The organism is Paenirhodobacter sp. (assembly GCF_050177655.1).
Classification (GTDB): Bacteria; Pseudomonadota; Alphaproteobacteria; order Rhodobacterales; family Rhodobacteraceae; genus Rhodobacter.
Genome location: NZ_JBFXGV010000024.1, coordinates 22213 through 47122, shown reverse-complemented (window position 1 = coordinate 47122; position 24910 = coordinate 22213). Strand labels below are relative to the sequence as shown.

22 protein-coding genes are annotated in these 24910 nt (G+C 67.8%); 15 read left to right on the top strand and 7 right to left on the bottom strand.

The genetic code is table 11. The features are described from left to right. Positions 1 to 5 precede the first annotated feature (5 nt). On the top strand, positions 6 to 173 hold the full coding sequence (locus AB7U46_RS10310) for a LuxR C-terminal-related transcriptional regulator (RefSeq protein ID WP_428336884.1): 168 nt from the start codon (positions 6 to 8) through the stop codon (positions 171 to 173). Positions 174 to 462: 289 nt separating this feature from the next. On the opposite strand, the gene guaB is transcribed toward AB7U46_RS10310, so the two are convergent. Both guaB and AB7U46_RS10300 read right to left on the bottom strand, forming a co-directional pair. Further along, on the bottom strand, positions 463 to 1911 hold the full coding sequence (guaB, locus tag AB7U46_RS10305) for an IMP dehydrogenase (RefSeq protein ID WP_428336880.1): 1449 nt from the start codon (positions 1909 to 1911) through the stop codon (positions 463 to 465). Positions 1912 to 1977: 66 nt separating this feature from the next. Further along, the gene (locus AB7U46_RS10300) at positions 1978 to 2955 is read right to left on the bottom strand and encodes a tellurium resistance protein (RefSeq protein WP_428336879.1); all 978 of its coding nucleotides are present in this window, start codon (positions 2953 to 2955) and stop codon (positions 1978 to 1980) included. Positions 2956 to 3051: 96 nt separating this feature from the next. Between AB7U46_RS10300 and speB the strand changes: the two genes are divergently transcribed. The 5 genes from speB (at position 3052) to AB7U46_RS10275 (ending at position 8232) form a co-directional block, all read left to right on the top strand. Further along, the gene (speB, locus tag AB7U46_RS10295) at positions 3052 to 4074 is read left to right on the top strand and encodes an agmatinase (RefSeq protein WP_428336878.1); all 1023 of its coding nucleotides are present in this window, start codon (positions 3052 to 3054) and stop codon (positions 4072 to 4074) included. Positions 4075 to 4178: 104 nt separating this feature from the next. Next, complete coding sequence (locus AB7U46_RS10290) at positions 4179 to 5294, top strand: outer membrane protein transport protein (protein ID WP_428336877.1); 1116 nt, start codon at positions 4179 to 4181, stop codon at positions 5292 to 5294. A 150-nt stretch (positions 5295 to 5444) separates the two neighbouring features. After that, positions 5445 to 6365 carry a DMT family transporter gene (locus tag AB7U46_RS10285; protein ID WP_428336876.1) on the top strand — a complete coding sequence of 307 codons (921 nt, stop codon included), beginning with the start codon at positions 5445 to 5447 and terminating at the stop codon, positions 6363 to 6365. 30 nt (positions 6366 to 6395) lie between these two features. Next, positions 6396 to 7256 (top strand): ATPase, encoded by an 861-nt coding sequence (locus tag AB7U46_RS10280; RefSeq protein WP_428336875.1) that lies wholly within the window; start codon positions 6396 to 6398, stop codon positions 7254 to 7256. Positions 7257 to 7311: 55 nt separating this feature from the next. Further along, the gene (locus tag AB7U46_RS10275; RefSeq protein WP_428336874.1) at positions 7312 to 8232 is read left to right on the top strand and encodes a homoserine O-succinyltransferase; all 921 of its coding nucleotides are present in this window, start codon (positions 7312 to 7314) and stop codon (positions 8230 to 8232) included. A gap of 126 nt (positions 8233 to 8358) precedes the next feature. Here AB7U46_RS10275 and AB7U46_RS10270 read toward each other — a convergent pair whose 3' ends face one another. Then, positions 8359 to 8982, bottom strand: coding sequence for a helix-turn-helix domain-containing protein (locus AB7U46_RS10270; RefSeq protein ID WP_428336873.1), 624 nt, complete (start codon positions 8980 to 8982; stop codon positions 8359 to 8361). Between the two features lie 48 nt (positions 8983 to 9030). On the opposite strand from AB7U46_RS10270, the gene AB7U46_RS10265 reads away from it, so the two are divergent. The 3 genes from AB7U46_RS10265 (at position 9031) to AB7U46_RS10255 (ending at position 12491) form a co-directional block, all read left to right on the top strand. Next, a complete protein-coding gene (locus tag AB7U46_RS10265; RefSeq protein WP_428336872.1) occupies positions 9031 to 10554 on the top strand; it encodes a class I adenylate-forming enzyme family protein in 1524 nt (507 codons plus the stop codon). After that, positions 10551 to 11186 (top strand): DsbA family oxidoreductase, encoded by a 636-nt coding sequence (locus AB7U46_RS10260; RefSeq protein ID WP_428336871.1) that lies wholly within the window; start codon positions 10551 to 10553, stop codon positions 11184 to 11186. The genes AB7U46_RS10265 and AB7U46_RS10260 overlap by 4 nt, the downstream gene beginning before the upstream one ends. 90 nt (positions 11187 to 11276) lie before the next feature. Next, positions 11277 to 12491 (top strand): multidrug effflux MFS transporter, encoded by a 1215-nt coding sequence (locus AB7U46_RS10255; RefSeq protein ID WP_428336870.1) that lies wholly within the window; start codon positions 11277 to 11279, stop codon positions 12489 to 12491. On the opposite strand, the gene mfd is transcribed toward AB7U46_RS10255, so the two are convergent. Both mfd and AB7U46_RS10245 read right to left on the bottom strand, forming a co-directional pair. Then, on the bottom strand, positions 12492 to 16004 hold the full coding sequence (mfd, locus tag AB7U46_RS10250) for a transcription-repair coupling factor (protein ID WP_428336869.1): 3513 nt from the start codon (positions 16002 to 16004) through the stop codon (positions 12492 to 12494). Between the two features lie 43 nt (positions 16005 to 16047). Then, positions 16048 to 16581 carry a component of SufBCD complex gene (locus tag AB7U46_RS10245; RefSeq protein WP_428336868.1) on the bottom strand — a complete coding sequence of 178 codons (534 nt, stop codon included), beginning with the start codon at positions 16579 to 16581 and terminating at the stop codon, positions 16048 to 16050. 162 nt (positions 16582 to 16743) lie between these two features. Here AB7U46_RS10245 and hemB point away from each other — a divergent pair, with 162 nt between their 5' ends. Next, the gene (gene hemB, locus AB7U46_RS10240; RefSeq protein WP_428336867.1) at positions 16744 to 17742 is read left to right on the top strand and encodes a porphobilinogen synthase; all 999 of its coding nucleotides are present in this window, start codon (positions 16744 to 16746) and stop codon (positions 17740 to 17742) included. Between the two features lie 130 nt (positions 17743 to 17872). Further along, positions 17873 to 18430, top strand: coding sequence for a YSC84-related protein (locus AB7U46_RS10235; RefSeq protein WP_428336866.1), 558 nt, complete (start codon positions 17873 to 17875; stop codon positions 18428 to 18430). Positions 18431 to 18513: 83 nt separating this feature from the next. On the opposite strand, the gene AB7U46_RS10230 is transcribed toward AB7U46_RS10235, so the two are convergent. Further along, a complete protein-coding gene (locus AB7U46_RS10230; protein WP_428336865.1) occupies positions 18514 to 19131 on the bottom strand; it encodes a lytic transglycosylase domain-containing protein in 618 nt (205 codons plus the stop codon). A 293-nt stretch (positions 19132 to 19424) separates the two neighbouring features. Between AB7U46_RS10230 and ssb the strand changes: the two genes are divergently transcribed. From ssb to AB7U46_RS10215, 3 genes are all read left to right on the top strand, one after another. Then, on the top strand, positions 19425 to 19937 hold the full coding sequence (gene ssb, locus AB7U46_RS10225) for a single-stranded DNA-binding protein (RefSeq protein WP_428336864.1): 513 nt from the start codon (positions 19425 to 19427) through the stop codon (positions 19935 to 19937). A 101-nt stretch (positions 19938 to 20038) separates the two neighbouring features. Continuing rightward, entirely contained in the window at positions 20039 to 20692 is a 654-nt protein-coding gene (locus tag AB7U46_RS10220; RefSeq protein WP_428336863.1) for a CoA transferase subunit A, read from the top strand. Positions 20693 to 20702: 10 nt separating this feature from the next. Continuing rightward, positions 20703 to 21368, top strand: a complete 666-nt coding sequence (locus AB7U46_RS10215) for a 3-oxoacid CoA-transferase subunit B (RefSeq protein ID WP_428336862.1) — start codon at positions 20703 to 20705, stop codon at positions 21366 to 21368. Between the two features lie 54 nt (positions 21369 to 21422). Here the strand turns inward: AB7U46_RS10215 and AB7U46_RS10210 are convergent, their stop codons facing one another. Continuing rightward, entirely contained in the window at positions 21423 to 22340 is a 918-nt protein-coding gene (locus AB7U46_RS10210) for an NAD(P)-dependent oxidoreductase (RefSeq protein WP_428336883.1), read from the bottom strand. Between the two features lie 69 nt (positions 22341 to 22409). Between AB7U46_RS10210 and AB7U46_RS10205 the strand changes: the two genes are divergently transcribed. After that, positions 22410 to 24878 carry a penicillin acylase family protein gene (locus AB7U46_RS10205; RefSeq protein ID WP_428336861.1) on the top strand — a complete coding sequence of 823 codons (2469 nt, stop codon included), beginning with the start codon at positions 22410 to 22412 and terminating at the stop codon, positions 24876 to 24878. Positions 24879 to 24910 lie beyond the last annotated feature (32 nt).

Below are 24910 nucleotides of genomic sequence, written 5' to 3'. Positions count from 1 at the left end.
ACTGCCTGTGCTGGCTTGCCCGCGGGCAACGCCCCTCGGAGATCTGCTGGCGCATCGGCATTTCGGAGAAGACCTTCGAGAAGCATATCGCCTCGGCGAAGACGAAGCTGAAATCGCGCACCCGAGACCAGGCGCTGGCGAAATCGGTGCTTTTGGGGCTGCTGCCGCTCTGAACGGCGGAGGGTTTCGTGGGGAAACGGAAAAGCGCGCCCCCGAGGGAGCGCGCTTTTGATATTGCAGATCTGAGATTGGCCCGGGCCTTCGGGCACTCGCCAAAGGCACCCGGCCCAGCGCTTGCGCTCCGGGCGTTCGAGACATGAAACGCTCCACTGGAGCGTTTCATCGGGGCGCTTGTGCGCGCCCCGAAAGGCACCCGGCCCTGCGCTTGCGCTTCGGGCGTTCGCACCTTGAAAGGCTCCACTGGAGCCTTTCATCGGGGCGCTGGCGCGCCCCGAACGGTGCTCACCCCACCCGGTAATTCGGGCTTTCGCGGGTGATCTGCACGTCATGCACGTGGCTTTCCTTCAGCCCGGCGCCGGTGATGCGCACGAACTGGCAGCCGCCGCGCATCTGCGCGACCGTCGCATTGCCGGTGTAGCCCATCGCCGCGCGCAACCCGCCGACCATCTGGTGGATCACGGTGCCGACCGGCCCCTTGTAGGGCACCTGCCCCTCGATCCCTTCCGGCACCAGCTTGTCGGAAGCCGCGTCCTTCTGGAAATAGCGGTCGGCCGAGCCGCGCGCCATCGCGCCGAGGCTGCCCATGCCGCGATAGGATTTGTACGAGCGGCCCTGATAGAGGATCACCTCGCCCGGCGCCTCGTCGGTGCCCGCGATCGCCGAGCCGACCATCGCGCAGCTCGCCCCCGCCGCGATCGCCTTCGCGAAATCGCCCGAGAACTTGATGCCGCCATCGGCGATGATCGGCACGTCGCCCGCGCCCGAACAGGCGTCCATGATCGCGGTGAGCTGCGGCACGCCGACGCCCGCCACGATGCGCGTGGTGCAGATCGAGCCCGGGCCGATGCCGACCTTCACCGCATCCGCCCCCGCGTCGATCAGCGCCTTCGTCGCCCCCGCGGTCGCCACGTTGCCGGCGATCACCTGCACGTCGTCGCGATAGGCCTTGATCCGCGAGACCGCCTTCGCCACGCCCTCGCTATGGCCATGCGCGGTGTCGATCACGATCAGATCGCAGCCGGCATCGACCAGCGCGCAGCTGCGCTCATAGCCGGCATCGCCCACGGTCGAGGCGGCGGCGGCGCGCAGCCGGCCCTTCTCGTCCTTCGTCGCGAGCGGGTGGAGCACCGATTTCTCGCTGTCCTTCAGCGTCAGCAGGCCGGTGAGCTTGCCGTGGCCGTCGGTGACCAGCAGCTTCTCGATCCGGCGCGCCTTCATCAGCTGCATCGCCTCGTCGCGGTCGGCCGGCTCGTGCAGGATCGCGAGATTGTCGCGCGTCATCATCGCCGCAACCGGGGTGCGGTCATCGGTGGCGAAGCGCATGTCGCGGTTGGTGACGATGCCGACGACCTTGCCCGAGGCATCCACCACCGGGAAGCCCGAGACGTTGTAGCGCGCGACCAGCGCCTTCGCATCGGCAAGCGTCTGTTCGGGCGTGAGCGTGATCGGGTTGTAGACGATGCCGCTTTCGAACCGCTTCACCCGGCTCACTTCCTCGGCCTGCTGTTCGACGGTGAGGTTGCGGTGGATCACGCCGATGCCGCCGGCCTGGGCCATGGCGATCGCCATCGTCGACTCGGTCACCGTATCCATCGCCGAGGACAGGAGCGGAATGTTGAGACGGATCGTCTTCGTCACGAAGGTCGAGACATCGGCCTCCGAGGGCAGCACGGAAGAGGCTGCGGGAACAAGAAGAACATCGTCGAAGGTGAGCGCCTCGCGAATCTGCATCGGAATCTCCTGGACAGGGACGTTTGGCACGCCCCTGTTTCACGCATCACGACCGGATGCAACCCCTCAGGCAGTGGCCGCGTTGGTTTTCACGGCGAGTTGCCCCTTCGCCCAGAGCTTCATCACCTGATAGGCGACGAAGGGGATGAAGAGCGTCGCGCCGATCAGCACGAAGGCGCCCGGCAGCCGCCAGACCCCGCCCATCGCCAGCCAGAAATTCGCCGTCGCGGCAAGCGGGAAGGTCAGCGCCCCCCAGAACGGCGAGAAGCCCGCGGCCAGCAGCCAGCGCCCCCGCACGACGAAGACGAAAAGCAAAAGCGCCGAAAGCAGCCCGAAGGCCTGCGCGATCGCCTCGGCCTGAAAGCCGGTCGCGACCGAACCGATCAGCGCCGCGGGCGCAAGATGGATCGCAAGCAGCGGGCGCAGCGGCGCCGGCACCGTCTCGCGCGAGAATTGCTGCAGCGAGGCGGTCCAGATCCCGACCGCGATCACCAGCGAGAGCCAGAAAAGCCCGATCGCCAGCGTGGCAAGGCCAAGCGCCTGCGCCGCGAGCGCGCAGACGATCCAGCCGGTGAAGCCCAGATGCCAGACTGGGGTGACCCGGCGCTGCTCTTTCGGGCCGGTGGCCAGGGTCCAGATCAGCGCCGCGGTGAGGCCGAGGTGAAACACGATCCCAGCGCCGAGAAAGCCGCGCGCCAGCCCGCCGGAATAGGGCGCGAAGACCACCGCGAGCAGGTAAAGGCACAGCACCGCCGCCGAAAGCCCCGCCCGCCCGGGCAGGATCTTCAGCTCGTCGAGCACCACCGAGGGGCGCCGCGCCATCTTCACGACATAGGTCATCAGCGCGAAAAGCGCGAGCAGCATGATCGCGCCGAGCGCCGCATCCGCGAGCCCCTGCGGCAGCGCGAATTCGACGATGCCGCGCCGCCAGCCGAGGCCGAGCCCGAGAAGCCCCAGCACCGGCGGAAAGATCGCCGGCGGCACCCGCCGCCAAAGCCCCGCCGGCGCCTGACCGGGGATCTGACCGGGGATCTGGAAATTCATGGGTCTCGCCTTCCGGAAATTTCGTTCCCGCCAGCTTGCAATATTTCTTGCGCGAGGGAAAGCTGGCGACGGAACCGCGGCGGCGAAGGAGAGACTATGTCGCAACATGGCTACGAGAGCGGACGGCTCAACCTGCCCTTCGTGGGGATCGCGACCTTCGCGAAAAGCCCCTATGCCGGCGACTGGTCGCAGATCTCGGCCGATGCCGCGGTCATGGGCGCGCCCTTCGACTTCGGCACCCAGTTCCGCGCCGGCGCGCGCTTTGGCCCGCGCGCGGTGCGCGAGGCCTCGACGCTGTTCTCCTTCGGCCATGCCGGCGCCTATGACCACGAGGACGAGGTCACCTATCTCGAAGGGGTGCGGATCGTCGACATCGGCGACGCCGACATCGTCCACACCGACACCGAGACGAGCCACGCCAATATCGAGGCCGGCGTGCGCGCGATGCTGCGCGCGGGCGCGCTGCCGGTGGTGATCGGCGGCGATCATTCGATCAACATCCCCTGCATTCGCGCCTTCGCCGAGGATTGCGCCGAGAACGGCCCGATCCACATCCTGCAGATCGACGCCCATCTCGACTTCGTCGACGTCCGCCATGGCGTGCGCCACGGCCACGGCAACCCGATGCGCCGCGCCGCCGAGCGCAGCTATGTCTCGGGCATCACCGCGCTCGGCATCCGCAACGTCAGCTCGACCGCGAAGGACGGCTACGAGGCCGCCCGCGCGATGGGCGACGACATCCTGAGCGTGCGCCAGGCGCGCCGGCTTGGCACCGAGGGCGTGCTCGCCCGCATTCCTGCCGGGGCGCGGGTCTATGTCACGCTCGACATCGACGGTTTCGACCCCTCGATCGCGCCGGGCACCGGCACCCCCTCGCATGGCGGGTTCCTTTACTACGAGGTGCTCGAGATCCTGCAGGGCATCGCGCGCCGCCACGAGGTCGCGGGCATCGACCTCGTCGAGGTCGCGCCCGATTACGACCACTCCGGCGTGACCGCGATTCTCGCCGCGCAGGTGCTGCTGAATTTCCTCGGATTCATCTTTCATGCCCGGGGCTTGCGCGGCGCGGAAAATGCTGCGACTGCGAACGTGATCGCGCCGCCACAAGACCCAACGTAACGGCACCACGACGCGACGTAAGGCCGCGGCCCGAATTGATTCACGTTAACGTCATGCTAGGCTCGGCGTCGGAGAGAGTTCTGAAAGGCTCTAGGGAGGATCTGATGAAGAAATTGATGATGGCGGGGGCCGCGCTTGCGCTTGGCACCACCGCCGCAACCGCAGGTGGTGTCGAGCGCTCGACACAGTCTGTCGGTATCCTGTTCGAGAAGGGCAATTACGCCGAGCTGAACTTCGGCGGGTTCAAGCCCGACGTCTCGGGCACGGTCGCGGGGGGCCTCGTGTCCTCGGGCGACATGGCGGTCGATTACGGCACCTACAGCCTCGGCTACAAGCAGGCGCTGAACGACAAGATCGACCTGGCGATCATCATCGACCAGTCGACCGGCGCGAAGGTGAACTACCCCGCGGGGCTGCTCTACCCGCTCTCGGGCTCGACCGCCTCGATCACCTCGAACACCGTCACCGCGCTCCTGCGCTACAAGCTGCCCGAGAATTTCTCGCTGATCGGCGGTCTGCGCATCGATTCCGCTTCGGGCAAGGCGCGGCTCACCGCGGTCACCCATCCGCTGCTCGGCACCTACACGCTCAACACCTCGACCGAGACCGATCTCGGCTATGTCGTCGGCGTCGCCTGGGAAAAGCCGGAGATCGCGGCCCGCGTCGCGCTGACCTACAACTCGAAGATCGACCACAAGTTCAAGGCCACCGAATGGGGCATGGACCCGACGCTGCTCGGCGCGGCGACGGACCGGTTCACCACCACGATCCCGGAATCGGTGAACCTCGAGTTCCAGACCGGCGTCGCCAAGGACACGCTGGTCTTCGGCTCGGTGCGCTGGGTCCACTGGACGCAGTTCGACATCTCCCCGCCGATCTACTCGAGCCCGGCGGCGGTGAACGACGCGCTGGTTTCCTATTCGTCGAACACCACGACCTACACGCTCGGCGTCGGCCGCAAGTTCAGCGAGAAATGGTCGGGCGCGGTCTCGATCGGCTACGAAAAGCATGACGGCGGCACCGTCGGCAACCTCGGCCCGACCGATGGCTACAAGTCGATCGGCCTCGCCGCGACCTATCAGGCGACCGACAACATCAAGATCTCGGGCGGCCTGCGTTACGTCGACATCGGCAATGCGGTCACCAATGCGCCGATCTCGGGTCAGTTCAAGGACAACTCGGGCTGGGGCGCGGGCATCCGCGTCGGCATCACCTTCTGATCGGGCGCAAAGCCGGCGGAAGAGGGACGGAAAGGCCCCGCGGGAAACCGCGGGGCCTTTTCCATGGCAGGTTTATATCGGGGGCGGGTTTGTATTGGGCACAAGATCCGGGTGGCGGCGGCGCGCGAGCGCGGCTAGCGTCGCGCGACCATGACCCAGCCCGCCCCGATCACCCGCATCTCCCCCCTCGCCTGGGCGCTGCTCGCCGCGCTCGCGCTGGTCTGGGGCTCGTCCTTCCTGTCGAACCGGGCGGCGCTCGCCGGGGCCGGCGTGCTGACCGTGGTGACCTTCCGCGTCGCGGGGGGCGCGGTGGCGCTCTGGCTCTGGGTCGCGCTGCGTCGCCTGCCGCTGCCGCGCGATCCGCGCCTGCTGATCCGCTTCGCGATCATGGGGGCGCTGAACAACGCGATCCCCTTCTCGCTCATCGTCTGGGGGCAGAAACATATCGACAGCGGTCTGGCCGCGATCCTCAACGCCTCGACCGCGATCTTCGGCGTGCTGGTCGCCGCCGCGGTCTTCTCCGACGAGCGGCTGACGCCGCCGCGGCTCCTTGGCGTGGCGATCGGCTTTGCCGGCGTGGTGATCGCGATCGGCCCGGCCGCGCTCACCGGCTTCTCGCTCGCCTCGGCGGGGCAATGGGCGGTGATCGGCGCCTCGTTCTCCTATGGCTTCGCCGGGGCCTATGCCCGCAGCGCGATCCGCGGCCTCGCCCCCGAAGTCGCCGCCGCCGGCATGCTCACCGGCGGGCTGTTCTGGCTCGCACCGCTGATGTTGACCATCGAAGGGGTGCCAAGCCTCGATTACGCCCCCTCGGTCTGGGCGGGGATGATCTGGCTCGCGCTCGGCTGCTCGGCGCTCGCCTATCTGATCTATTACCGCATCCTCGCGCTCGCCGGCGCCGGGAACCTCTCGCTCGTCACCCTGCTGATCCCGCCGGTCGCGATCCTCGCCGGCTGGGCGGTCTATGGCGAGCGGCTCGGCCCCAATGCCTTCGCCGGTTTCGCGGTGCTGGCGCTTGGCCTTGCGATCCTCAACCGGAAACCGCGTGACGCCGCCCGCCCGAGCCGCTAAACCCTGAAAAAACGGGGGCCGGAGACGGGCATGATCTATCGCAATCGCGCAGAATGGCTGGCGGCAAGCCGCAAGCGGGTGCTGCTTTTCGGCATGTCGGGGCTGGGCAAGACCTATCTCGCCTCGATGCTGCGCGGCTCCGCCAGCGCCTGGTTCCACTACTCGATCGATTACCGCATCGGCACGCGCTACATGGGCGAGTATATCGCCGACAATTTCAAGCGCGAGGCGATGAAGAACCCGTTCCTCGCCGAGCTCCTGCTCAGCGACAGCGTCTATATCACCTCGAACATCACCTTCGACAATCTCGCGCCGCTCTCGACCTATCTCGGCAAGCCCGGCTCGCCGGCGAAGGGCGGCCTGCCGTTCGAGGAGTACGAGACGCGGCAGAACCAGCACCGGCAGGCGGAACAGGCCGCGCTGCTCGACACGCCGCATTTCATCCGCCGCGCCGAGGAGATCTACCGGATCCCGAATTTCGTCTGCGATTCCGGCGGCTCGATCTGCGAGGTGGTGGACCCGGCCGATCCCGCCGACCCGATCCTCACCGCGCTCTCGAAGAACCTGCTGATGGTCTGGATCGAGGGCTCGGAGGCGCATACCGAGGAGCTCGTGCGCCGCTTCGACCGCGCACCGAAACCGATGTATTATTCGCCCGATTTCCTCGACCGGAAATGGGTGCAATACCGCGTCGAGCGCGGGCTGCGCGAGGAGGAGGTCGACCCCGACGATTTCGTGCGCTGGACCTACCGCCAGGCGCTCGATCACCGTCAGCCGCGCTATGCGGCGATGGCGGCGAACTGGGGGGTGAAGGTAACGGCCGCCGATGTCGCCCTTGTCCGCGACGAGAAGGATTTTATATCCCTGATCGCGGAGACCCTGCCCGCCTGAGCCGCGCAGAGTTCATGCATCACGTGAAGATCGCCCTGTAACCAACGGAAATATCATGCCTATCACCCTTCCCGAAAACCTCCCCGCCTTTGATATCCTGTCGCGGGAAGGCGTGATGGTGATGACGCCCGAACGCGCGGCGCGGCAGGAAATCCGGCCGCTGCGGATCGGTCTGCTCAATCTGATGCCGAAAAAGATCCAGACCGAGAACCAGTTCGCCCGGCTGATCGGCGCGACGCCGATCCAGATCGACTTTCAGCTGATCCGCATCACCTCGCACCAGACGAAGAACACCGCGGCCGAGCATATGGAGACCTTCTACCGCCCCTTCGACGAGGTCGAAGCCACCGGCGAGAAGTTCGACGGGCTCATCATCACCGGTGCCCCGATCGAGAAAATTCCTTTCGCCGACGTGACTTACTGGGAAGAGCTCACGCGGATCATGGACTGGACGCAAAGCCATGTCTTCTCCACCTTCGGCGTGTGCTGGGGCGGCATGGCGATGGCCTACCATTTCCACCGGATCCCGAAACACCCGCTCGACCACAAGGCCTTCGGCTGTTTCCGCCACCGCAACCTCGCCCCCGCCTCGCCCTACCTGCGCGGCTTCTCCGACGACGTGCTGGTGCCGGTGAGCCGCTGGACCGAGATGCGCGAGGAGGAAATCGCCGCCGCCGGGCTGCGCACGCTGATCGCCTCGGACGAGACCGGCCCCTGCCTGGTCGAGGACGCCGGCCATCGCGCGCTCTATGTCTTCAACCATTTCGAATATGACTCTGGCACGCTGAAGGAGGAATACGACCGCGACGTGGCGGCCGGCAAACCGATCAACGTGCCGAAGAACTACTACCCCGAGGACGACCCGACCCGGGTGCCGACGAACCGCTGGCGCAGCCATGCGCATCTGCTTTACGGCAACTGGATCAACCAGATCTATCAGGACACGCCCTACGATCTGGCCGAAATCGGGATGTGACCGGCGCGGGGGCGCTGCCCCCCCGGCTGCGCCTCCCCCCGGGATATTTCGACACTTTGGAAGCCGGTTTCCAAAGTGCCCAAATATCCCGGGGGAGTCTGCGTCAGCAGACGGGGGCAGCGCCCCTCAGACCAGCGAGGTCACCCAGAGCACCGTCGCATCCTCCGGGCTCACCGAGACGAGGTTGTGCCCCATGCTCGCGTCGTAATAGGCGCTGTCGCCGCGGCGCAGTTCGGCCGGTTCGTAGAACTCGGTGTAAAGCCGCACGATCCCGGTGAGGACATAGAGGAATTCCTCGCCGTCATGGCGCACCCAGCCGTCGAACTCCTCGAAGCTGCGCGCGCGGATCCGGGTGCGATAGGGCAGCATCTGCTTCGTGCGCAGGCTTTGCGCGAGCAATTCGTGCTCGTAGGTGGTGGTGATATGCGGCGCGCCCTCGCCCGCCTTGGTGACCGCCATCCGCCCCGTCACCTGCCCCTTCGAGGGCGGGGTGAAGAGCTGCGGCACCGAGATCCCCAGCCCTTCGGCCAGCTTCTTCAACGCCTCGTAGGTGGGCGACATCTGGCCGTTCTCGATCTTCGAGAGCGTCGAGCGGGCAAGCCCGATCTGGCTTGCCGCCGCCTCGAGCGTCCAGCCGCGGGCGCGGCGCAGCTCGCGCACCCGTTCCGCCAGATCGACCGGCTCGGGCATCACCTCCGCCCCGCTTTCGCGGGCGATGCGGATGATCTTCGCCTGTTCGATCTCGCCCATCCGAGCCTCCGGCTTGCAACGACGCCTGCCGCGGCGTAGCAGGGAAAGATGCTCTCTGTCCATGCCCCATCCCCTTTCGCGCCCGCGCCCGACGCCTTCAACATGGCGTCCCATGTGCTTGCCCATGCCGGGCGCCTTGCCGACCGGCCGGCGATGCAGATCCTCGGCGCGACGAAGGCGGAGCGCTGGTCCTATGGCCGGCTCGAGGCCGCGGTGCGCGGCGCGGGCACCGGTTTCCTGCGCGCGGGGCTTGCCCCCGGCGACCGGCTGCTCTTGCGGCTCGGCAATACGCCCGAGTTTCCGGTGGCCTATCTCGGCGCGATCGCGGTGGGGATCGTGCCGGTGCCGACCTCGGCGCAGCTGACCGGACCCGAGATCACGAAAATGGCGGCGCAGATCAGCCCCGCCGCGGTGGTCGCGGGCGAAGGCGTGGCGCTGCCCGAGGGCGTGGAAAAGGTCATCTCCGAAGACGCCCTGCGCGGCTTTGCCGAGCTGCCGCCCTGCGATTACGATCTGGGCGATCCCGACCGGCTTGCCTATATCATCTTCACCTCCGGCACCTCGGGCAATCCGCGCGCGGTGATGCACGCCCATCGCGCGATCTGGGCGCGGAAGATGATGCATCAGGGCTGGTACGGGCTCACCCCCGAGGACCGGCTCCTGCATGCCGGCGCCTTCAACTGGACCTATACGCTCGGCACCGGGCTGATGGATCCCTGGTCGGTCGGCGCCACCGCGCTGATCCCGGCGCCGGGGGTCGAGCCGCAGACTCTGCCGCTTCTGCTGCGCCGCTTCGATGCTACGATTTTCGCAGCAGCGCCGGGCGTTTACAGGCAGATCCTCAAGCATCACATGAACTTGCCGCTGCCGCGTCTGCGCCACGGGCTCAGCGCCGGCGAGGCGCTGCCGCTCGCCACGCGCCAGCATTGGAACGCCGCCACCGGCGCGATGATCTACGAGGCGCTCGGCATGTCCGAATGCTCGACCTTCATCTCCGGCGCGCCCGGCCATCCGGCGCCGCCCGGCACCTCGGGCTGGCCGCAGGAGGGCCGCCAGATCGCGGTGCTGGGCGAAGACGGCGCCCCGGTCGAACGTGGCACGCCGGGCGTGCTCGCCGTGCATCGCTCCGACCCGGGGCTCTTCCTCGGCTATTGGGGGGCGGAGGCGGAGACGCGCGCGCGGTTCAGCGCCGATGGCGACTGGTTCCTCACCGGCGACATGGTGACGATGACGCCGACCGGCGCGATCCGCTACGAGGGGCGCGGCGACGACATGATGAACGCGGGCGGTTTCCGCGTGAGCCCGCTCGAGGTCGAGGCGGAGATGGCGCTGTGCGAGGGCGCGGGCGAGGTCGCGGCGATCGAGCTGCGCGTGAGCGCCGAGGCCTCGGTGATCGCGCTCGCCTATACCGGACCCGCAAGCCCCGAGGCGATGCTCGCCCATGCCGGCGCGCATCTCGCCCGCTACAAGCAACCCCGCATCTGCCGCCCCGTCGCGGCGCTGCCGCGCAACCGCAACGGCAAGATCGACCGCCGCGCGCTGCGCGACACCTGGCCCGAGGAGACCCGATGATCCCGCTCGATATCTTCGCCGACCCGGTCTGCCCCTGGTGTTACATCGGCAAGGCGCGGCTCGACCGTGCGCTCGAGGCGCGGCCGGGGCATCCTTTCGTGATCGCCTGGCATCCGTTCGAGCTGAACCCGACGCTGCCCGCGGGCGGCATGGCGCGCGACGCCTATCTCACCGCGAAATTCGGCGTCGAGGCCGCGAAATACCATATCCCGGTGCTCGAGGCGGCCAAGGATGCCGGCGTCACCATGGATCTCGCCGCGATCACCCGGATGCCGAACACCCGCGACGCGCATCGGCTGCTGCATTGGGCGGGGATCGAGGGGCGCCAGACCCCGGTGATGTCGGCGCTGATGCGAGCCTATTGGCGCGAGGGGCGCGACATCGGCGATCCGGCGGTGCTGACCGAGATCGCCGTGCAGATGGGGATGGAGGGCGAGATGGTCGCGCGGCTGCTGGCCACCGACGCCGATCTCGACACGATCGCCGCGCGCGAGGCCCATGCGCGCGAGCGCGGCATCGACGCGGTGCCGGCCTTCGTCATCGGCAACAGCCATCTGGTGACCGGCGCGCAGCCGACATCGCTCTGGCTGCAGGTGATCGACGAGCTTTCGGGGCAACAGGGCGCGGACTGAGCACCGCCGCACAGCCCCCTGCGCAGCCCCGGCTCTGGCGCTTTGCGAAAGGCCGTGCCTATGTGGCGCAACTCTCGAAAGGCCAGATCCGTGACCCCTGCCCCCACCCCGGCGGCCAAAGCGCTGCCGTTGCCCGAATTCGTCGCCCTGCTCGCGCTGCTGATGGCGATGGTCGCCTTCTCCATCGACGCGATGCTGCCCTCTCTGCCCGAGATCGCCGCGAGCCTCTCGCCCGAGAACGTGAACCGCGCGCAGCTGGTGCTGACCTCCTTCGTGCTCGGCATGGGGCTTGGCACCTTTTTCGTCGGGCCGATCTCGGACGCGATCGGGCGCAAGGTGACGCTCGGCGGCGGGCTTGCGATCTATATCGCCGCGGCGACCGCCGCGCTTTGGGCGAACAGCCTCGAATTCCTGCTCATCGCGCGTTTCGTGCAGGGGCTTGGCGCCTCGAGCGGGCGGATCGTGCCGATGGCGCTGATCCGCGACCTGCATTCCGGCCCGCAGATGGCGAAGATCACCTCGATCATCATGATGTTCTTCATGCTGATCCCGGCGATCGCGCCGACGGTGGGCGGGCTCATCGCGCTGCAATTCGGCTGGCGCGGCGTGTTCGGCGCCTTCGTGCTTTTCGGCCTCGTCAGCGTGGTCTGGATGGGGCTGCGCCAGCCCGAGACCCTGCCGAAGGAGCGCCGCCGCCCGCTCGTGCCCGCGAAACTGATCTCCGGTGCGGCCGAGGTGCTCGGCAATCGCGACGTGCGGATCTACACGCTCGTCATCAGCCTCGGCTTCGGGCAGATGTTCACCCTGCTTTCGACCGCGCAGCAGCTTTACGCCGCCTATGGCGTGACCACGACCTTCCCCTACTGGTTCGGCGCCGGGGCGATCGTCGCGGGCACCGCCTCGCTTTTCAATGCGCGTTTCGTGATGCGGCTGGGCATGCAGCGGCTCGCGCGCGGGGGCTATCTGATGCAGATCGGCTTTTCCGCGGTGATGCTGGTGCTGGTGCTTTCCGGCTTCGTCACCGGGCCGCAGGCCTTGCCCGTGCTTTTCATCTGGGTGGTGTCGGTCTTCTTCATCGCCGGGATCACCTTCGGCAATATCAACGCGATGGCGATGCAGCGGATGGGGCATCTCGCCGGAATGACCGCCTCGGTGCTGAGCGCCTTTTCCACCGTGGGCGCGGTGATGATCGCGGCGCCGGTGGGGCAGATGTTCTCCGGCTCGCCCGAGCCGCTTGTGATCACCACACTGATCTGCTCGGGCCTCGCCTGGTGGCTGCTCGGCCGGACCGACCCGGCCGCGTGATCAGCGCCGCTTCGGCGCCGGGCCCGGTTTCGCCACCGGTTTCGGCGCCGCCTTCACCGCGGATTTCTCCGCCTTTTCAGGTGTTTTCGCGCCGTTCTTCACAGCGATGACCTTCTCGGCCAGCTCCTTCGCGATGGCAAAGGCGCCCTTGATCCGATCGGCATCCGTGGCCCAGTCGCGCCGCACCACGACCCGGTTGCCCTCGATCTTCGCCGCGCCCTTCTGCGCGGTGAGGAATTCGACGAGACCGGCGGGGTTCGGGAACTTGTCGAGGTGGAACTGCACCGTCGCCCCCTTCGGCCCGGCGTCCATCTTCGCGATCATCGCGCGCTTCGCCATCGCCTTGATCCGCACGACGAGGAGCAGCGTGTTCACCTCGCGCGGAAGCTCGCCGAAACGGTCGATCAGTTCGGCGGCAAAGCCCTCGAGCTCGATCTTCGTCGTGAGATTCGAAAGCCGGCGATACAGGCCAAGCCGCACGTCGAGATCGGGGATGTAGCTTTCCGGGATCATCACCGGCACGCCGAGGTTGATCTGCGGCGACCATTCGCCATCGTCGCCGGTCTCGGTGAGTTCCCCCGATTTCAGCCGCGCGATCGTCTCCTCGAGCATCGCCTGATAAAGCTCGTAGCCCACTTCCTTGATATGGCCCGATTGCTCCTCGCCAAGCAGGTTTCCCGCCCCGCGCAGGTCGAGGTCTTGCGAGGCAAGGCTGAACCCGGCGCCGAGATTGTCGAGCGAGCCGAGCAGCCGCAGCCGTTTCGTGGCCTGCGGCGTCAGCGGCAGCCGCGGTTTCGTCGTCAGGTAGCAATAGGCGCGTTGCTTCGAGCGCCCGACCCGGCCGCGGATCTGGTAAAGCTGGCTCAGCCCGAACATGTCGGCGCGATGCACCACCATCGTGTTCGCGGTCGGAATGTCGAGCCCGCTTTCCACGATCGTCGTCGCCAGCAGCACGTCATATTTGCCGTCGTAAAAGGCGTTCATCCGGTCGTCGAGATCGCCCGCCGCCATCTGCCCATGCGCGGTGATGACGCTCACCTCGGGGACGTGCTCGCGCAGGAAGGCCTCGATCTCGGGCAGGTCGGTGATCCGCGGCACGACGTAGAACGACTGCCCGCCGCGGTAGTGCTCGCGCAGGAGTGCCTCGCGGATCGTGACCGCGTCGAACTCGCTCACATAGGTGCGGATCGCGAGGCGGTCGACCGGCGGCGTGCCGATCACGCTCAGATCGCGCACCCCGGTGAGGCTGAGTTGCAGCGTGCGCGGGATCGGCGTCGCGGTGAGCGTGAGAACGTGGATCTCGGAGCGCATCTCCTTCAGGCGTTCCTTGTGCTGCACGCCGAAATGTTGTTCCTCGTCAATGACAAGCAGGCCGAGGTTGCGGAATTTCACGGCCTTCGCCAGCACCGCATGTGTGCCGATCACGATGTCGACGGTGCCGTCCGCCAGCCCTTCGCGCGTCTTCGCGGCATCCTTTGCGGTGACGAAGCGCGAGAGCGGTTTCACCGTCAGCGCAGTGCCGCGGAAGCGTTCGGCGAAGGTCTTGTAATGCTGGCGCGCGAGCAGCGTCGTCGGCGCGATCACCGCCACCTGCATGCCCGAGATCGCGGCGACGAAGGCCGCGCGCATCGCCACCTCGGTCTTGCCGAAGCCGACATCGCCGACGATCAGCCGGTCCATCGGCGTGCCCGAGGCGAGGTCATGCGCGACATCCTCGATCGCGCTCAGCTGATCCTCGGTCTCGCTATAGGGGAAGCGCGCGGAGAACGCCTCCCATTCGTGATGCGGCGCCTCGAGGATCGGCGCGGCGCGCAGATGGCGTTCGGCGGCGATCCGCATCAGCTTGTCGGCGATCTGGCGGATGCGCTCCTTGAGCCTGGCCTTCTTCGCCTGCCAGGCGCCCCCGCCGAGCTTGTCGAGCAGCCCCTCCTCATGGCCGTAGCGGCTGAGCAGTTCGATATTGGTGACGGGCAGGTAAAGCCGGTCGCCGCCCGCATATTCCAGCAGCACGCAGTCGATCGGCGCCCCCAGCGCGGTGACGGTCTCGAGCCCCTTGTAGCGGCCGACGCCGTGATCGACATGCACGACGAGATCGCCGGGCGAGAGGCTCTGCGCCTCGGTCAGGAAATTGTCGGCCTTGCGGCGACGTTTGGGCCGCGTCACCAGCCGGTCGCCGAGCACGTCCTGCTCGGAGATCACGGTCAGCCCCTCGGCCTCGAACCCGGCATCGAGCGCCCAGACGACGAGGCCGAGCCCGCCGATCTCGCGCCCGTCGCGGATCAGCTTCGCGCCACTGAGCCCCTCGTCCATCAGAAGGCCCGAAAGCCGCTCGCGCGCGCCCTCCGACCAGCTCGCGATCACCACATCGCCAAGTTGAAGTCGTTTCTCAACATGGTCTTTCAAGGCCGCGAAAAGACTGATGTTTTCGTTCTGGCGCTCGGGCGCGAAATTGCGCCCGATGCGCGCCCCGGCATTGAGGATCCCGGGCCCGGGCGGCGCGCTCAGCACCTGCAACCGGATCAGCCGCAGCGGGGCGAGCGCCGCCTCCCAGGCCGTGTGATCGAGGTAAAGCAGCCCGGGCGGCGCCGGCTTGTAGACGGTATCGACGCGGTCGCGCCGGGTCATCGCCTCGCGCCGCGTGTCATATTGATCGGCGATCCCGTCCCAGCGCGAGATCCGCTGCGCCTCGAGCTGATCGTCGAGCATCACCGAGGCGCCCGGCAGGTAGTCGAAGATCGTCTCCAGCCGGTCGTGAAAGAAGCCGAGCCAATGCTCCATGCCGGCATATTTGCGCCCGGCCGAGACCGCCTCGTACAGCGGATCATCCGCGCCGCCCGCGCCGAATTCGATGCGGTAATTCTGCCGGAAGCGGGTGATCGAGGCCTCGTCGAGCATCACCTCGCTCACCGGCGCGAAATCGACCTGGGTCAGTTTCTCGGTGGTGCGCTGGCTTGCCGGGTCGAAGCGGCGCGCGCCGTCGAGCACGTCGCCGAACAGATCGAGCCGCACCGGCCCCTCGGCGCCCGGCGGGTAGATGTCGACGATGCCGCCGCGCAGCGCGTAATCGCCCGGCTCCGCCACCGTCGAGACCGGCGAGAACCCCATCCGCGCGAGGAAATTGCGCAGCGCTTCCTCGTTGATGCGCTGGCCGACACGGGCGGAAAAGCTCGAGGCGGCGATCAGGTCGCGCGCCGGCACCCGCTGCATCGCCGCCGACAAGGTGGTGAGCAGCACGAAGGGCCCGGAGATGCCGGTGGCGAGCGCCGCAAGCGTCGCCATCCGCGCGGCGGAGACCTCGGGGTTGGGCGAGACCCGGTCATAGGGCAGGCAATCCCAGCCCGGAAAGCGCAGCACCGCCACCTCGGGCGCGAAAAAGGCAAGCGCGGCGCGCGTCGCCTCCATCCGCCGTTCGTCGCGCGCGACATGGATCACCGGGCGGCCACGCGCCAGTTCCTTCGCGATCAGCTTCGCGTCATAGCCCTCGGGGGCGCCGGAAAGAAGAAGATGCTCCATCGCGCCGAGAGGTATCCGCCTCGCCGCCGGTGTCAAGCCCGGCTCAGCCGAGCGGCGAGAGCTGGAAGTTCTGCAACATGCCCCAGAGCGAGGTCACGGTGATCGCGACGAGCCCCACCGCCTGCACCGCGACCCGGTGATGGGTGAGGATGCGCGCCACTGTCTCGGCATCGGCGCCCGCGGCCAGCAGCGGTTCGAGCCGTGCCGCGCTGCGCAGGCTCAGCCCGAAGACGAGCGCGAGCGGCACCATGATCAGCGCGACGGCCTGCGCGAATTCCATCCCGTAGACGAAGCCCCAGACGATCAGCGTGGTCAGCAGGAAGGAAGCGACGAGCACGATCACCATCCCCGCCTCGCGCCCGATCATCAAGAGACGGCGCACGTTCACCCCGGTGATGGTGACGAGATCCTGCGCCGCCACCCCCTGCTTGCGCCGCGCGCGCAGCACCATGTCATAGGGCACGCCGAGCACCCAATGCGAAGCCGTGGACCAGGTCACCGCCAGCGCGATCCAATACCAGAGATTGGAAAAGGAGCGCATGTCGATGAGGTCGAGGATCGTCTGCCAGATATTCACGGCGCCTTCCGAATTGCTGCGCCCCCGGTTTGGCGCAAACCGCCTGCGGTTGCAAGGCGGGCCGTCAGGGCTTACGAGACCTTATCCCCGGTGCCAGGCCGCCCGGGAGGGCTGCGCCCGGCGCCTCTCCGGCGCGCCGGAAGGACAAAAGGAGTTGAGCCGATGCAACCGATCCTGCCCCCGTTCCCCGCCACCCGCCTGCGCCGGATGCGCCGCTCGCCCGCGCTGCGCGACCTCGCGCAGGAGCATCGCCTCAGCGTGAAAGACCTGATCTGGCCGATCTTCATCACCGATGTCGCCGGCGCCGATGTCGAGGTTTCCTCGATGCCGGGCGTCTTCCGCCATACGCTCGAGGGCGCGGTGAAGGCGGCGGAAGAGGCGGCGAAGCTTGGCATTCCGGCGCTCTGCCTTTTCCCCTTCACCGACCCGGCGGAAAAGACCGAGGGCTGCGAGATGGCCTGGAACCCGGAGAATATCTCGAACCGGGTGATCCGCGCGATCAAGCGCGAAGTGCCCGAGATCGCGGTGATGACCGATATCGCGCTCGACCCCTACAATGCGAACGGGCATGACGGATTGGTGCGCGACGGCGAGATCCTGAACGACGAGACCGTCGAATGCCTGGTGAAGATGGGCCTTGCCCAGGCCGAGGCCGGCGCCGATATCCTTGGCCCCTCGGACATGATGGACGGGCGCATCGCCGCGCTGCGCGAGGCGCTCGAGGGGGCCGGGCATCAGGGCGTCACGATCCTCAGCTATGCCGCGAAATATGCCTCGGCCTTCTATGGCCCGTTCCGCGATGCGGTGGGGGCCTCCGGCGCGCTCAAGGGCGACAAGAAGACCTATCAGATGAACCCGGGCAATTCGGACGAGGCGCTGCGGCTCGTCGCGCGCGACCTCGCCGAGGGCGCCGACATGGTGATGGTGAAACCCGGCATGCCCTATCTCGACATCGTGCGCCGGGTGAAGGACGCTTTCGGCGTGCCGACCTATGCCTATCAGGTCTCGGGCGAATATGCGATGCTGATGGCGGCGGTGAAGAACGGCTGGCTCGACCATGACAAGGTGATGATGGAAAGCCTGATCGGCTTCCGCCGGGCCGGCTGCGACGGGGTGCTGACCTATTTTGCCCCCGCGGCGGCGAAACTGCTCTCCGCCTGAGGGTCGCGATCGGCGGCGGCGCGCCGAAAGCCGCGCCGCCGGATCAACAGGAAGTGACAAGTCGCGTTTTTTCGCCTATCAATTGTGCCCAAAGGACCGGAACAAGGCCCCAACAGAGCGGAGCGAGCAGATGACGAAGATTTCGAGACGGACCCTCCTGTCGACGGGCGGCGCCAGCCTTGGGCTTGCCGCCTGCGGCAATGGTATCGGCTCCTCGGGCGGTGCGAAGATCGACGCCCGGGTGGATGCCACGCGCGATTATCTCCTGCAGAAATACCCCGGCACGCAGGATCTGATGACGAAGGCGGTCGGCGTGCTTTACATGCCGCTGATGACCGAGGCGAGCTTCGGTTTCGGCGGCGCCTATGGCCGCGGCGCGCTGCGGATCAACAACGTGACGGTGGATTACTATTCCGCCGCCTCCGCCTCGGTCGGCTTCCAGATCGGCGCGCAGCAATATGCCCATGCGCTGTTCTTCATGACCGAAAAGGCGCTCGCCGATTTCCGCCGCGCCGATGGCTGGGAAGCGGGCGCGGACATGCGCTATGCGCTGCCCGACCGCGGCGGCGCGATCGGCGCCGACACCACGACCTCGCTCGCCCCGGTGATCGCGCTGGTCTTCGGCCAGGCCGGGCTGATCGTCGGCGCCTCGCTCGCCGGCACGAAATACACCCGCGTCCTGCCCTGAGCGCAGGCCCTTCCGACAAAAGCAAAGGCGCGCCGAAAGCGCGCCTTTTTCAATGGGTTACAGGGCGAAGTTAAAGTATCGCCTTAACCGCCGTAGATCACCTTCACGTAATTCGTGGTCTCGGCATAGGGCGGGATGCCCTTGTATTTGTCTACCGCCTCGGGCCCGGCGTTATAGGCCGCAAGCGCATGGCGCCAGTTGCCGAAGCGATCATACATCATCCGCAGATAGCGCGCCCCGCCCTCGAGGTTCTGCGCCGGATCCGACGGGTCGACGCCAAGCCGCGCCGCGGTCGCCGGCATCAGCTGCGCCAGCCCGCGCGCCCCCTTGGGCGAAACCGCCCCCTGATTCCAGCCGCTCTCCTGCTGCACGAGGCGCAGGAACAGATCCTCCGGCACGCCATGCTTGCTGGCCGCGGCGCGTGCGGTCTGCATATACTGGCCGCGATAGCGCCCGTTGTAACGCGGCAGCGCGCCGCTTTCGACCTCGCCCAGCCCCTTGTCGGGGCGCAACCGCGACGAATTCGAATATTGCCCCGCAAGCCGCCCGTCGAGCAGCGCGAACTGGTTGCGCCGCAGCAAGACCTGCGATTTCGACGATCCGCGCCCAAGCGAAAGCCCTTCCGCCCGCGCAACCCCTTCCGAGACCGGAGCCAGCGCCACCGCCAGCCCGAGCGTCACCACCCCTGCGACTTTCCGCATCTGCCCCTTCCGCACCATTAAACCGGCGGCAGTATACGCAAAAATCCGCCCGCGAAAAGGGAGCAGGCGTCGCAGCCCGGCCAGGATCGGCGGCACCTTGCCCATTTCGGTGCGAGGCGGCGAAATCCTCTGCGCGACAGGGAACCGAAAGCCGGGCCGCTCGGCCATTGGCCTGCGCGCGCCGGTGCTCTATACCCGGTGAAACATTTCGGAATCGTCGCCCATCGCGGCGGCACGGACGCGCAGTCACGAAGCAGTTGCAAGGACGCGCGGTCACTCAGGCGGGAGGACGCATGGCAGGTTCGGTCAACAAGGTCATTCTCATCGGCAATCTGGGCCGCGACCCGGAGGTGCGCAGCTTCTCGAACGGCGGCAAGGTGTGCAACCTGCGCATCGCCACCTCGGAAAGCTGGCGCGACCGCAATTCGGGCGAGCGCAAGGAGCGCACCGAATGGCATTCGGTCGCGATCTTCTCGGAGCCGCTGGCGAAGATCGCCGAGCAATATCTGAAGAAGGGTTCGAAGGTCTATATCGAGGGCCAGCTCGAAACCCGGAAATGGACCGATCAGCAGGGCCAGGAACGCTACACGACCGAGGTCGTGCTGCGCCCCTTCACCGGCAATCTCACCCTGCTCGACGGGCGTGACGGCGGCGGGTCGGGCGGCGGTGGCTCCTATGGCGGCGGTGGCGGCTATGACGAGGGCCCGTCCTACGGCGGCGGCGGCGCGGGCGGCGGCGGTGGCCGCTCCTCGGGCGGTGGCGGCGGTGGCGGCCGGCCCGATTTCGACGACGAAATCCCGTTCTGATCGAACGGCCGGGCGGCGCGGCCCCCGTGGTCCGCGCCCCCGCAAGACGGAGGAGCGGCGCAGGGCGATTTCCCGCCCTCGCGCCCGGAAAGGACAGCCCGATGAAAGGCGCAATGACGCCGCATGAAGCGGCGGAGAGGATCCCCGATGGCGCAAGCCTGCTGATCGGGGGGTTCATGGGGGTGGGCACGCCCGAAAGGCTGATCGACGCGCTGGTCGCCCGCGGCGCGCGCGATCTCACGGTGATCGCGAACGACACCGCCCGCCCGCATCAGGGCATCGGCAAGCTGGTGGTGGCGCGCGCCGTCTCGCGCGTGGTCACCTCCCACATCGGCCTCAACCCGGAAACGCAAAAGCAGATGATCGCCGGCGAGCTCGAGGTCGAGCTGGTGCCGCAGGGCACGCTGATCGAGCGCATCCGCTCGGGCGGGATGGGGCTTGGCGGGGTGCTGACGCCCACGGGCCTCGGCACCGCGGTCGAGGAGGGCAAGCAGATCGTCGAGGTCGACGGCAAGCGCTTCCTGCTCGAAAAGCCGATCACCGCCGATTTCGCGCTGGTGGCGGCCTGGCAGGCCGATTACGTCGGCAATCTCGCCTATATGCTCACCGCGCATAACTTCAACCCGATCATCGCGATGGCCGCGCGCACGGTGATCGCCGAGCCGGAAAGCATCGTGCCGACCGGCGTGATCCCGCCCGATGCGGTGAAGACGCCGGGCGTGCTCGTCGATCATCTCGTGCTGCGCAACGACTGAGGGGGCCGGAATGAAACCGAAGGAACTGATCGCGCGCCGCGTCGCGCTCGAATTTCGGCCGGGGCAGCTCGTCAATCTCGGCATCGGCCTGCCGAGCCTCGTGGCGCGTTATGTGCCCGTCGAGATGGGCGTCTTCTTCCAGTCGGAGAACGGCGTCGTCGGCCTTGGCGCGCGCCCCGACGAGGGGATGGAGGATCCGCATCTGACCGACGCGGGCGGCGGCTATGTCTCCACCGTGCCGGGCGCCGCCTCGATCGATTCGGCGATGAGCTTCGGGCTGATCCGCGGCGGCCATGTCGATCTGACGGTGCTTGGCGGGCTCCAGGTCGACGAACGCGGGCGGCTCGCGAACTGGATGGTGCCGGGCAAGATGGTGCCGGGCATGGGCGGCGCGATGGATCTGGCCACCGGCGCGGCGAAGGTGATCGTGGCGATGCAGCATGTCGCGGGCGGCGAAAGCAAGATTGTGCCCGAATGCACCCTGCCGCTCACGACCGAGCGGCGCGTCGATCTCGTCGTCACCGATCTTGCCGTGCTCGAACCGACCGAGGCCGGGCTCGTGCTGCGCGAACGCGCGCCGGGGGTGAGCGTCGAGGAGATCCTCGCCGCGACCGAGGCGGCGCTGATCGTGCCGGAGGGCGAGGTGCCCGAGATGGAACTGGCCTCCGGCGCCTGAAACCAGGGGCGCAGGGGGCCGCACCCCCTGCCCGCCCGTTTTTTTCGGGGCAGCTCAGCTCAGCTTGCGCAGCCGCGCAATCAGGCTCGAAGTGTCCCAGCGGCTGCCGCCCATCGCCTGCACCTCCTTGTAGAACTGATCGACGAGCGCCGTGACCGGCAGGCTCGCCCCGGTCTCGTTCGCCGTCGCAAGGCAGATACCCAGATCCTTGCGCATCCAGTCGACGGCGAAACCGAAGTCGAATTTCCCCGCCTCCATCGTCTGATAGCGGTTCGACATCTGCCAGCTGCCCGCCGCGCCCTGGCTGATCGCCTCGACCACGTCGGAGATCGGCAGCCCGGCCTTTTCGGCGAAATGCAGCGCCTCGGAAAGCCCCTGCACGAGGCCCGCGATCGCGATCTGGTTGCACATCTTGGTCAGCTGTCCGGCGCCGCTCTCGCCCATCCGGCGGCAGGCCTTGGCGAAGGCCGCGATCACCGGCTCGGCCACGGCGTAATCGGCCTCCGAGCCGCCGCACATCACGGTGAGCACGCCGTTCTCGGCCCCCGCCTGCCCGCCCGAGACCGGCGCATCGACAAAGCCAAGCCCCATCGGCGCGGCGATGCCCGCAAGCTCGCGCGTGACCTTCGCCGAAACCGTGGTGTGATCGACGAAGATCGCGCCCTTGCGCATGCCGGCAAAAGCGCCCTCGCCGCCAAGGCAGACGGCGCGCAGATCGTCGTCATTGCCGACGCAGGCCATCACGATATCGGCCCCCTCGGCCGCCGCCGCGGGCGTGGCCGCCGCCCTGCCACCATGCTGCGCAACCCAAGCCTCGGCCTTCGCCGCGGTGCGGTTGTAGACCGTGACCTCATGCCCCTTCGCCACAAGATGCCCCGCCATCGGGTATCCCATCACCCCGAGCCCCAGAAACGCCACCCGTGCCATGGGCATCCTCCCGCTTTTGCGATGAAACGCGCGTTGAACATTGATCTCGCCTGACTTAGTAACGCCCCGGTCTGCCCCGTCAACCTCAGCCCGCCCGAGACGCCGAGATCGCCGATGTACACGCTCTTCCGCTGGATGGTCCGTATTGTCTCCGCCGCGCTCCTCGCGCTGGTGCTGGCCGGGCTTGGCACCTGGTATTTCGCGGCGCGCTCGCTGCCCGATTACAACGCGACCTATAGGGTTTCGGGCCTAAGCGCGCCGGTCGAGATCGTGCGCTCGACCGAGGACGTGCCCCATATCTTCGGCGCGAATGACGCCGATGTCTTCTTCGCGCTCGGCCTTGCCCATGCGCAGGACCGGCTCTGGCAGATGACGGTGCTGCGCCGCACGGTGCAGGGCCGGCTGAGCGAGGTCTTCGGCGCCGACACGCTGAAGACCGACGAGCTGATGCGCCGGCTCGATCTTTACGGCGCGGCGGTGAAATCCTTCGAAGCGCAGGACGCGCAGACGAAAGCCGCGCTCGAGGCCTATGCGCGCGGCGTCAACGCCTGGATCGAGCAGGTGAACAAGGGCGCGCTCGGCCGGGGCGCGCCGGAGTTCTTCCTCTTCGACGCCGATATCGCCTATTGGACGCCCGCCGATTCGATCGCGCTGCTGAAGCTGATGGCGGCGGAATCGACCTCCCAGTTGCAAAACGAGGTGCTGCGCGCCCGGGTCTCGATGCTGGGCCAGGACTGGCTGCGCGACCTGATGCCCGACATGCCGGGCCAGGGCGTCGCGGCGCTGCCCGATTACGCGCAGATCGCCCCGGGCCTGCCGCGGCTGGTCAAGGAAGCCGATGCCGAGGGCGCGCTCTCGCCCTTCTCGCCGCGCGAGGAGGCCGGCGCCTCGAACGCCTTCGCCGCCGCGCCGGGGCGTTCGGCCGCGGGCGGCTCGCTGCTCGCCAATGACCCGCATCTGAGCTTCACCGCCCCCTCCTGGTGGTATCTCGCCCGGCTCGAGCTGAAATCGGGTGGCGTGATCGGCGCCACCATCCCCGGCATTCCGCTGATCCTCACCGGGCGCAACGCGAAGCTGGGCTGGGGCATCACCGCCGCCTATGTCGACGACCAGGATCTGCATATCGAGGAGCTCGACCCCTCCGATCCCGAACGCTACCGCACCCCCGCGGGCTGGAAGCGCTTCGACACCCGCCGCGCGATCATCGAGGTGAAGGATGCCGCGCCGGTCACCCTCACCCTGCGCTGGACGGAAAACGGCCCGGTGCTGCCGAACGGGCATTTCGACCTCGCCACGGTGACGCCGCCCGGCGATGTCATGAGCCTGAACTGGACCGCGCTCGACCCCGCCGACACCACGATGAGCGCGGGGCTCGCGCTGATGCAGGCGGGCAGCCTGGGCGCGGCGGTCGATGCGGCGGAGGGTTTCATCGCCCCGGCCGAGAACCTGATCCTCGCCGATGAGACCGGCGTCGGCATGGTCACCGCCGGCGCGATCCCGAAGCGCGACCCCGCGCATCTGACGCAGGGGCGGATGCCCTCGCCCGGCTGGGAGGCGGTCAACCGCTGGCAGGGCCGGATGCCCTATGCCGAGAACCCGCGCTTCCTCGACCCGCAGGGCGGGATCGTGATCAACACCAACAACAAGACCGTCGACCGCCCCTTCCCGAACCATGTCAGCTTCGACTGGGGCGACAGCCAGCGCGTGCAGCGCCTGACGCGCCTGATGGGCGAGCGCGAGGTGCATTCGCGCGAAAGCTTCATCGCCGCGCAGCTCGACACCGTTTCCCCCGCCGCCCGCGGGCTCCTGCCGCTCGTCGGCAAGGATCTGTGGTTCACCGGCGAGGCCGCCCCCGACGGCACGCCCGAACGGCTGCGCCAGCGCGCGCTCGAACTGCTCGCCGCCTGGGACGGCGACATGAACGAACACCTGCCCGAGCCGCTGATCTACGCCGCCTGGATGCGCTCGCTGCAGAACCGGCTGATCCGCGACGAGCTCGGCCCGCTCGCCAGCGCCTTCCCCCATCTCGAACCGCTCTTCATCGAGCGCGTCTTCCGCAATACGCAGGGCGCGAGCCGCTGGTGCGACGTGCTGCAATCGGCCCCGGTCGAGACCTGCACCGATATCGCGCGGATCTCGCTCGACGAGGCGCTGCTCGAGCTGAAGGCGAAATACGGGCCGAATATCGAGAGCTGGCGCTGGGGCGACGCGCATGAGGCGACCCATGATCACGAGGTGCTCGGCCGCACGCCGCTGCTGAAATGGGTGATGAACATCCGGCAATCGACCTCGGGCGGCGATTTCACGCTGAACCGCGGGCTGACCGCCGGCAGCGGGCCGAATCCCTTCGCCAATGTGCGCGGCGCGGGCTATCGCGGCGTCTATGATTTCGCCGATCCCGACAGCTCGGTCTTCATCATCGCGACCGGCCAGTCGGGCCATCCGCTGAGTCGCCATTACGACGATCTTTCCGAGCTCTGGCGGCGTGGCGAATATGTTCCGATGTCGCTCGATCCCGAGCTTGCGCGTGCCGCGGCCTCGGGGATCACGCGGCTGGAACCCTCGGGCGAAAGCGGCAACTGAGCCCCGGGACGCGCCCCGTGCAAGGTGAGTAT

What these genes read in the sequence shown, in the direction of transcription:
- AB7U46_RS10290 (WP_428336877.1), top strand. Translation starts at nt 4,179, where the DNA reads ATGAAGAAATTGATGATGGCGGGGGCCGCGCTTGCGCTTGGCACCACC.
- AB7U46_RS10270 (WP_428336873.1), bottom strand. Translation starts at nt 8,982, where the DNA reads ATGGGCGAGATCGAACAGGCGAAGATCATCCGCATCGCCCGCGAAAGC.
- AB7U46_RS10215 (WP_428336862.1), top strand. Translation starts at nt 20,703, where the DNA reads ATGAAACCGAAGGAACTGATCGCGCGCCGCGTCGCGCTCGAATTTCGG.
- AB7U46_RS10260 (WP_428336871.1), top strand. Translation starts at nt 10,551, where the DNA reads ATGATCCCGCTCGATATCTTCGCCGACCCGGTCTGCCCCTGGTGTTAC.
- AB7U46_RS10265 (WP_428336872.1), top strand. Translation starts at nt 9,031, where the DNA reads ATGCTCTCTGTCCATGCCCCATCCCCTTTCGCGCCCGCGCCCGACGCC.
- AB7U46_RS10220 (WP_428336863.1), top strand. Translation starts at nt 20,039, where the DNA reads ATGAAAGGCGCAATGACGCCGCATGAAGCGGCGGAGAGGATCCCCGAT.
- ssb (WP_428336864.1), top strand. Translation starts at nt 19,425, where the DNA reads ATGGCAGGTTCGGTCAACAAGGTCATTCTCATCGGCAATCTGGGCCGC.
- AB7U46_RS10235 (WP_428336866.1), top strand. Translation starts at nt 17,873, where the DNA reads ATGACGAAGATTTCGAGACGGACCCTCCTGTCGACGGGCGGCGCCAGC.
- AB7U46_RS10280 (WP_428336875.1), top strand. Translation starts at nt 6,396, where the DNA reads ATGATCTATCGCAATCGCGCAGAATGGCTGGCGGCAAGCCGCAAGCGG.
- AB7U46_RS10300 (WP_428336879.1), bottom strand. Translation starts at nt 2,955, where the DNA reads ATGAATTTCCAGATCCCCGGTCAGATCCCCGGTCAGGCGCCGGCGGGG.
- mfd (WP_428336869.1), bottom strand. Translation starts at nt 16,004, where the DNA reads ATGGAGCATCTTCTTCTTTCCGGCGCCCCCGAGGGCTATGACGCGAAG.
- AB7U46_RS10205 (WP_428336861.1), top strand. Translation starts at nt 22,410, where the DNA reads ATGTACACGCTCTTCCGCTGGATGGTCCGTATTGTCTCCGCCGCGCTC.
- hemB (WP_428336867.1), top strand. Translation starts at nt 16,744, where the DNA reads ATGCAACCGATCCTGCCCCCGTTCCCCGCCACCCGCCTGCGCCGGATG.
- AB7U46_RS10285 (WP_428336876.1), top strand. Translation starts at nt 5,445, where the DNA reads ATGACCCAGCCCGCCCCGATCACCCGCATCTCCCCCCTCGCCTGGGCG.
- AB7U46_RS10230 (WP_428336865.1), bottom strand. Translation starts at nt 19,131, where the DNA reads ATGCGGAAAGTCGCAGGGGTGGTGACGCTCGGGCTGGCGGTGGCGCTG.
- AB7U46_RS10275 (WP_428336874.1), top strand. Translation starts at nt 7,312, where the DNA reads ATGCCTATCACCCTTCCCGAAAACCTCCCCGCCTTTGATATCCTGTCG.
- speB (WP_428336878.1), top strand. Translation starts at nt 3,052, where the DNA reads ATGTCGCAACATGGCTACGAGAGCGGACGGCTCAACCTGCCCTTCGTG.
- guaB (WP_428336880.1), bottom strand. Translation starts at nt 1,911, where the DNA reads ATGCAGATTCGCGAGGCGCTCACCTTCGACGATGTTCTTCTTGTTCCC.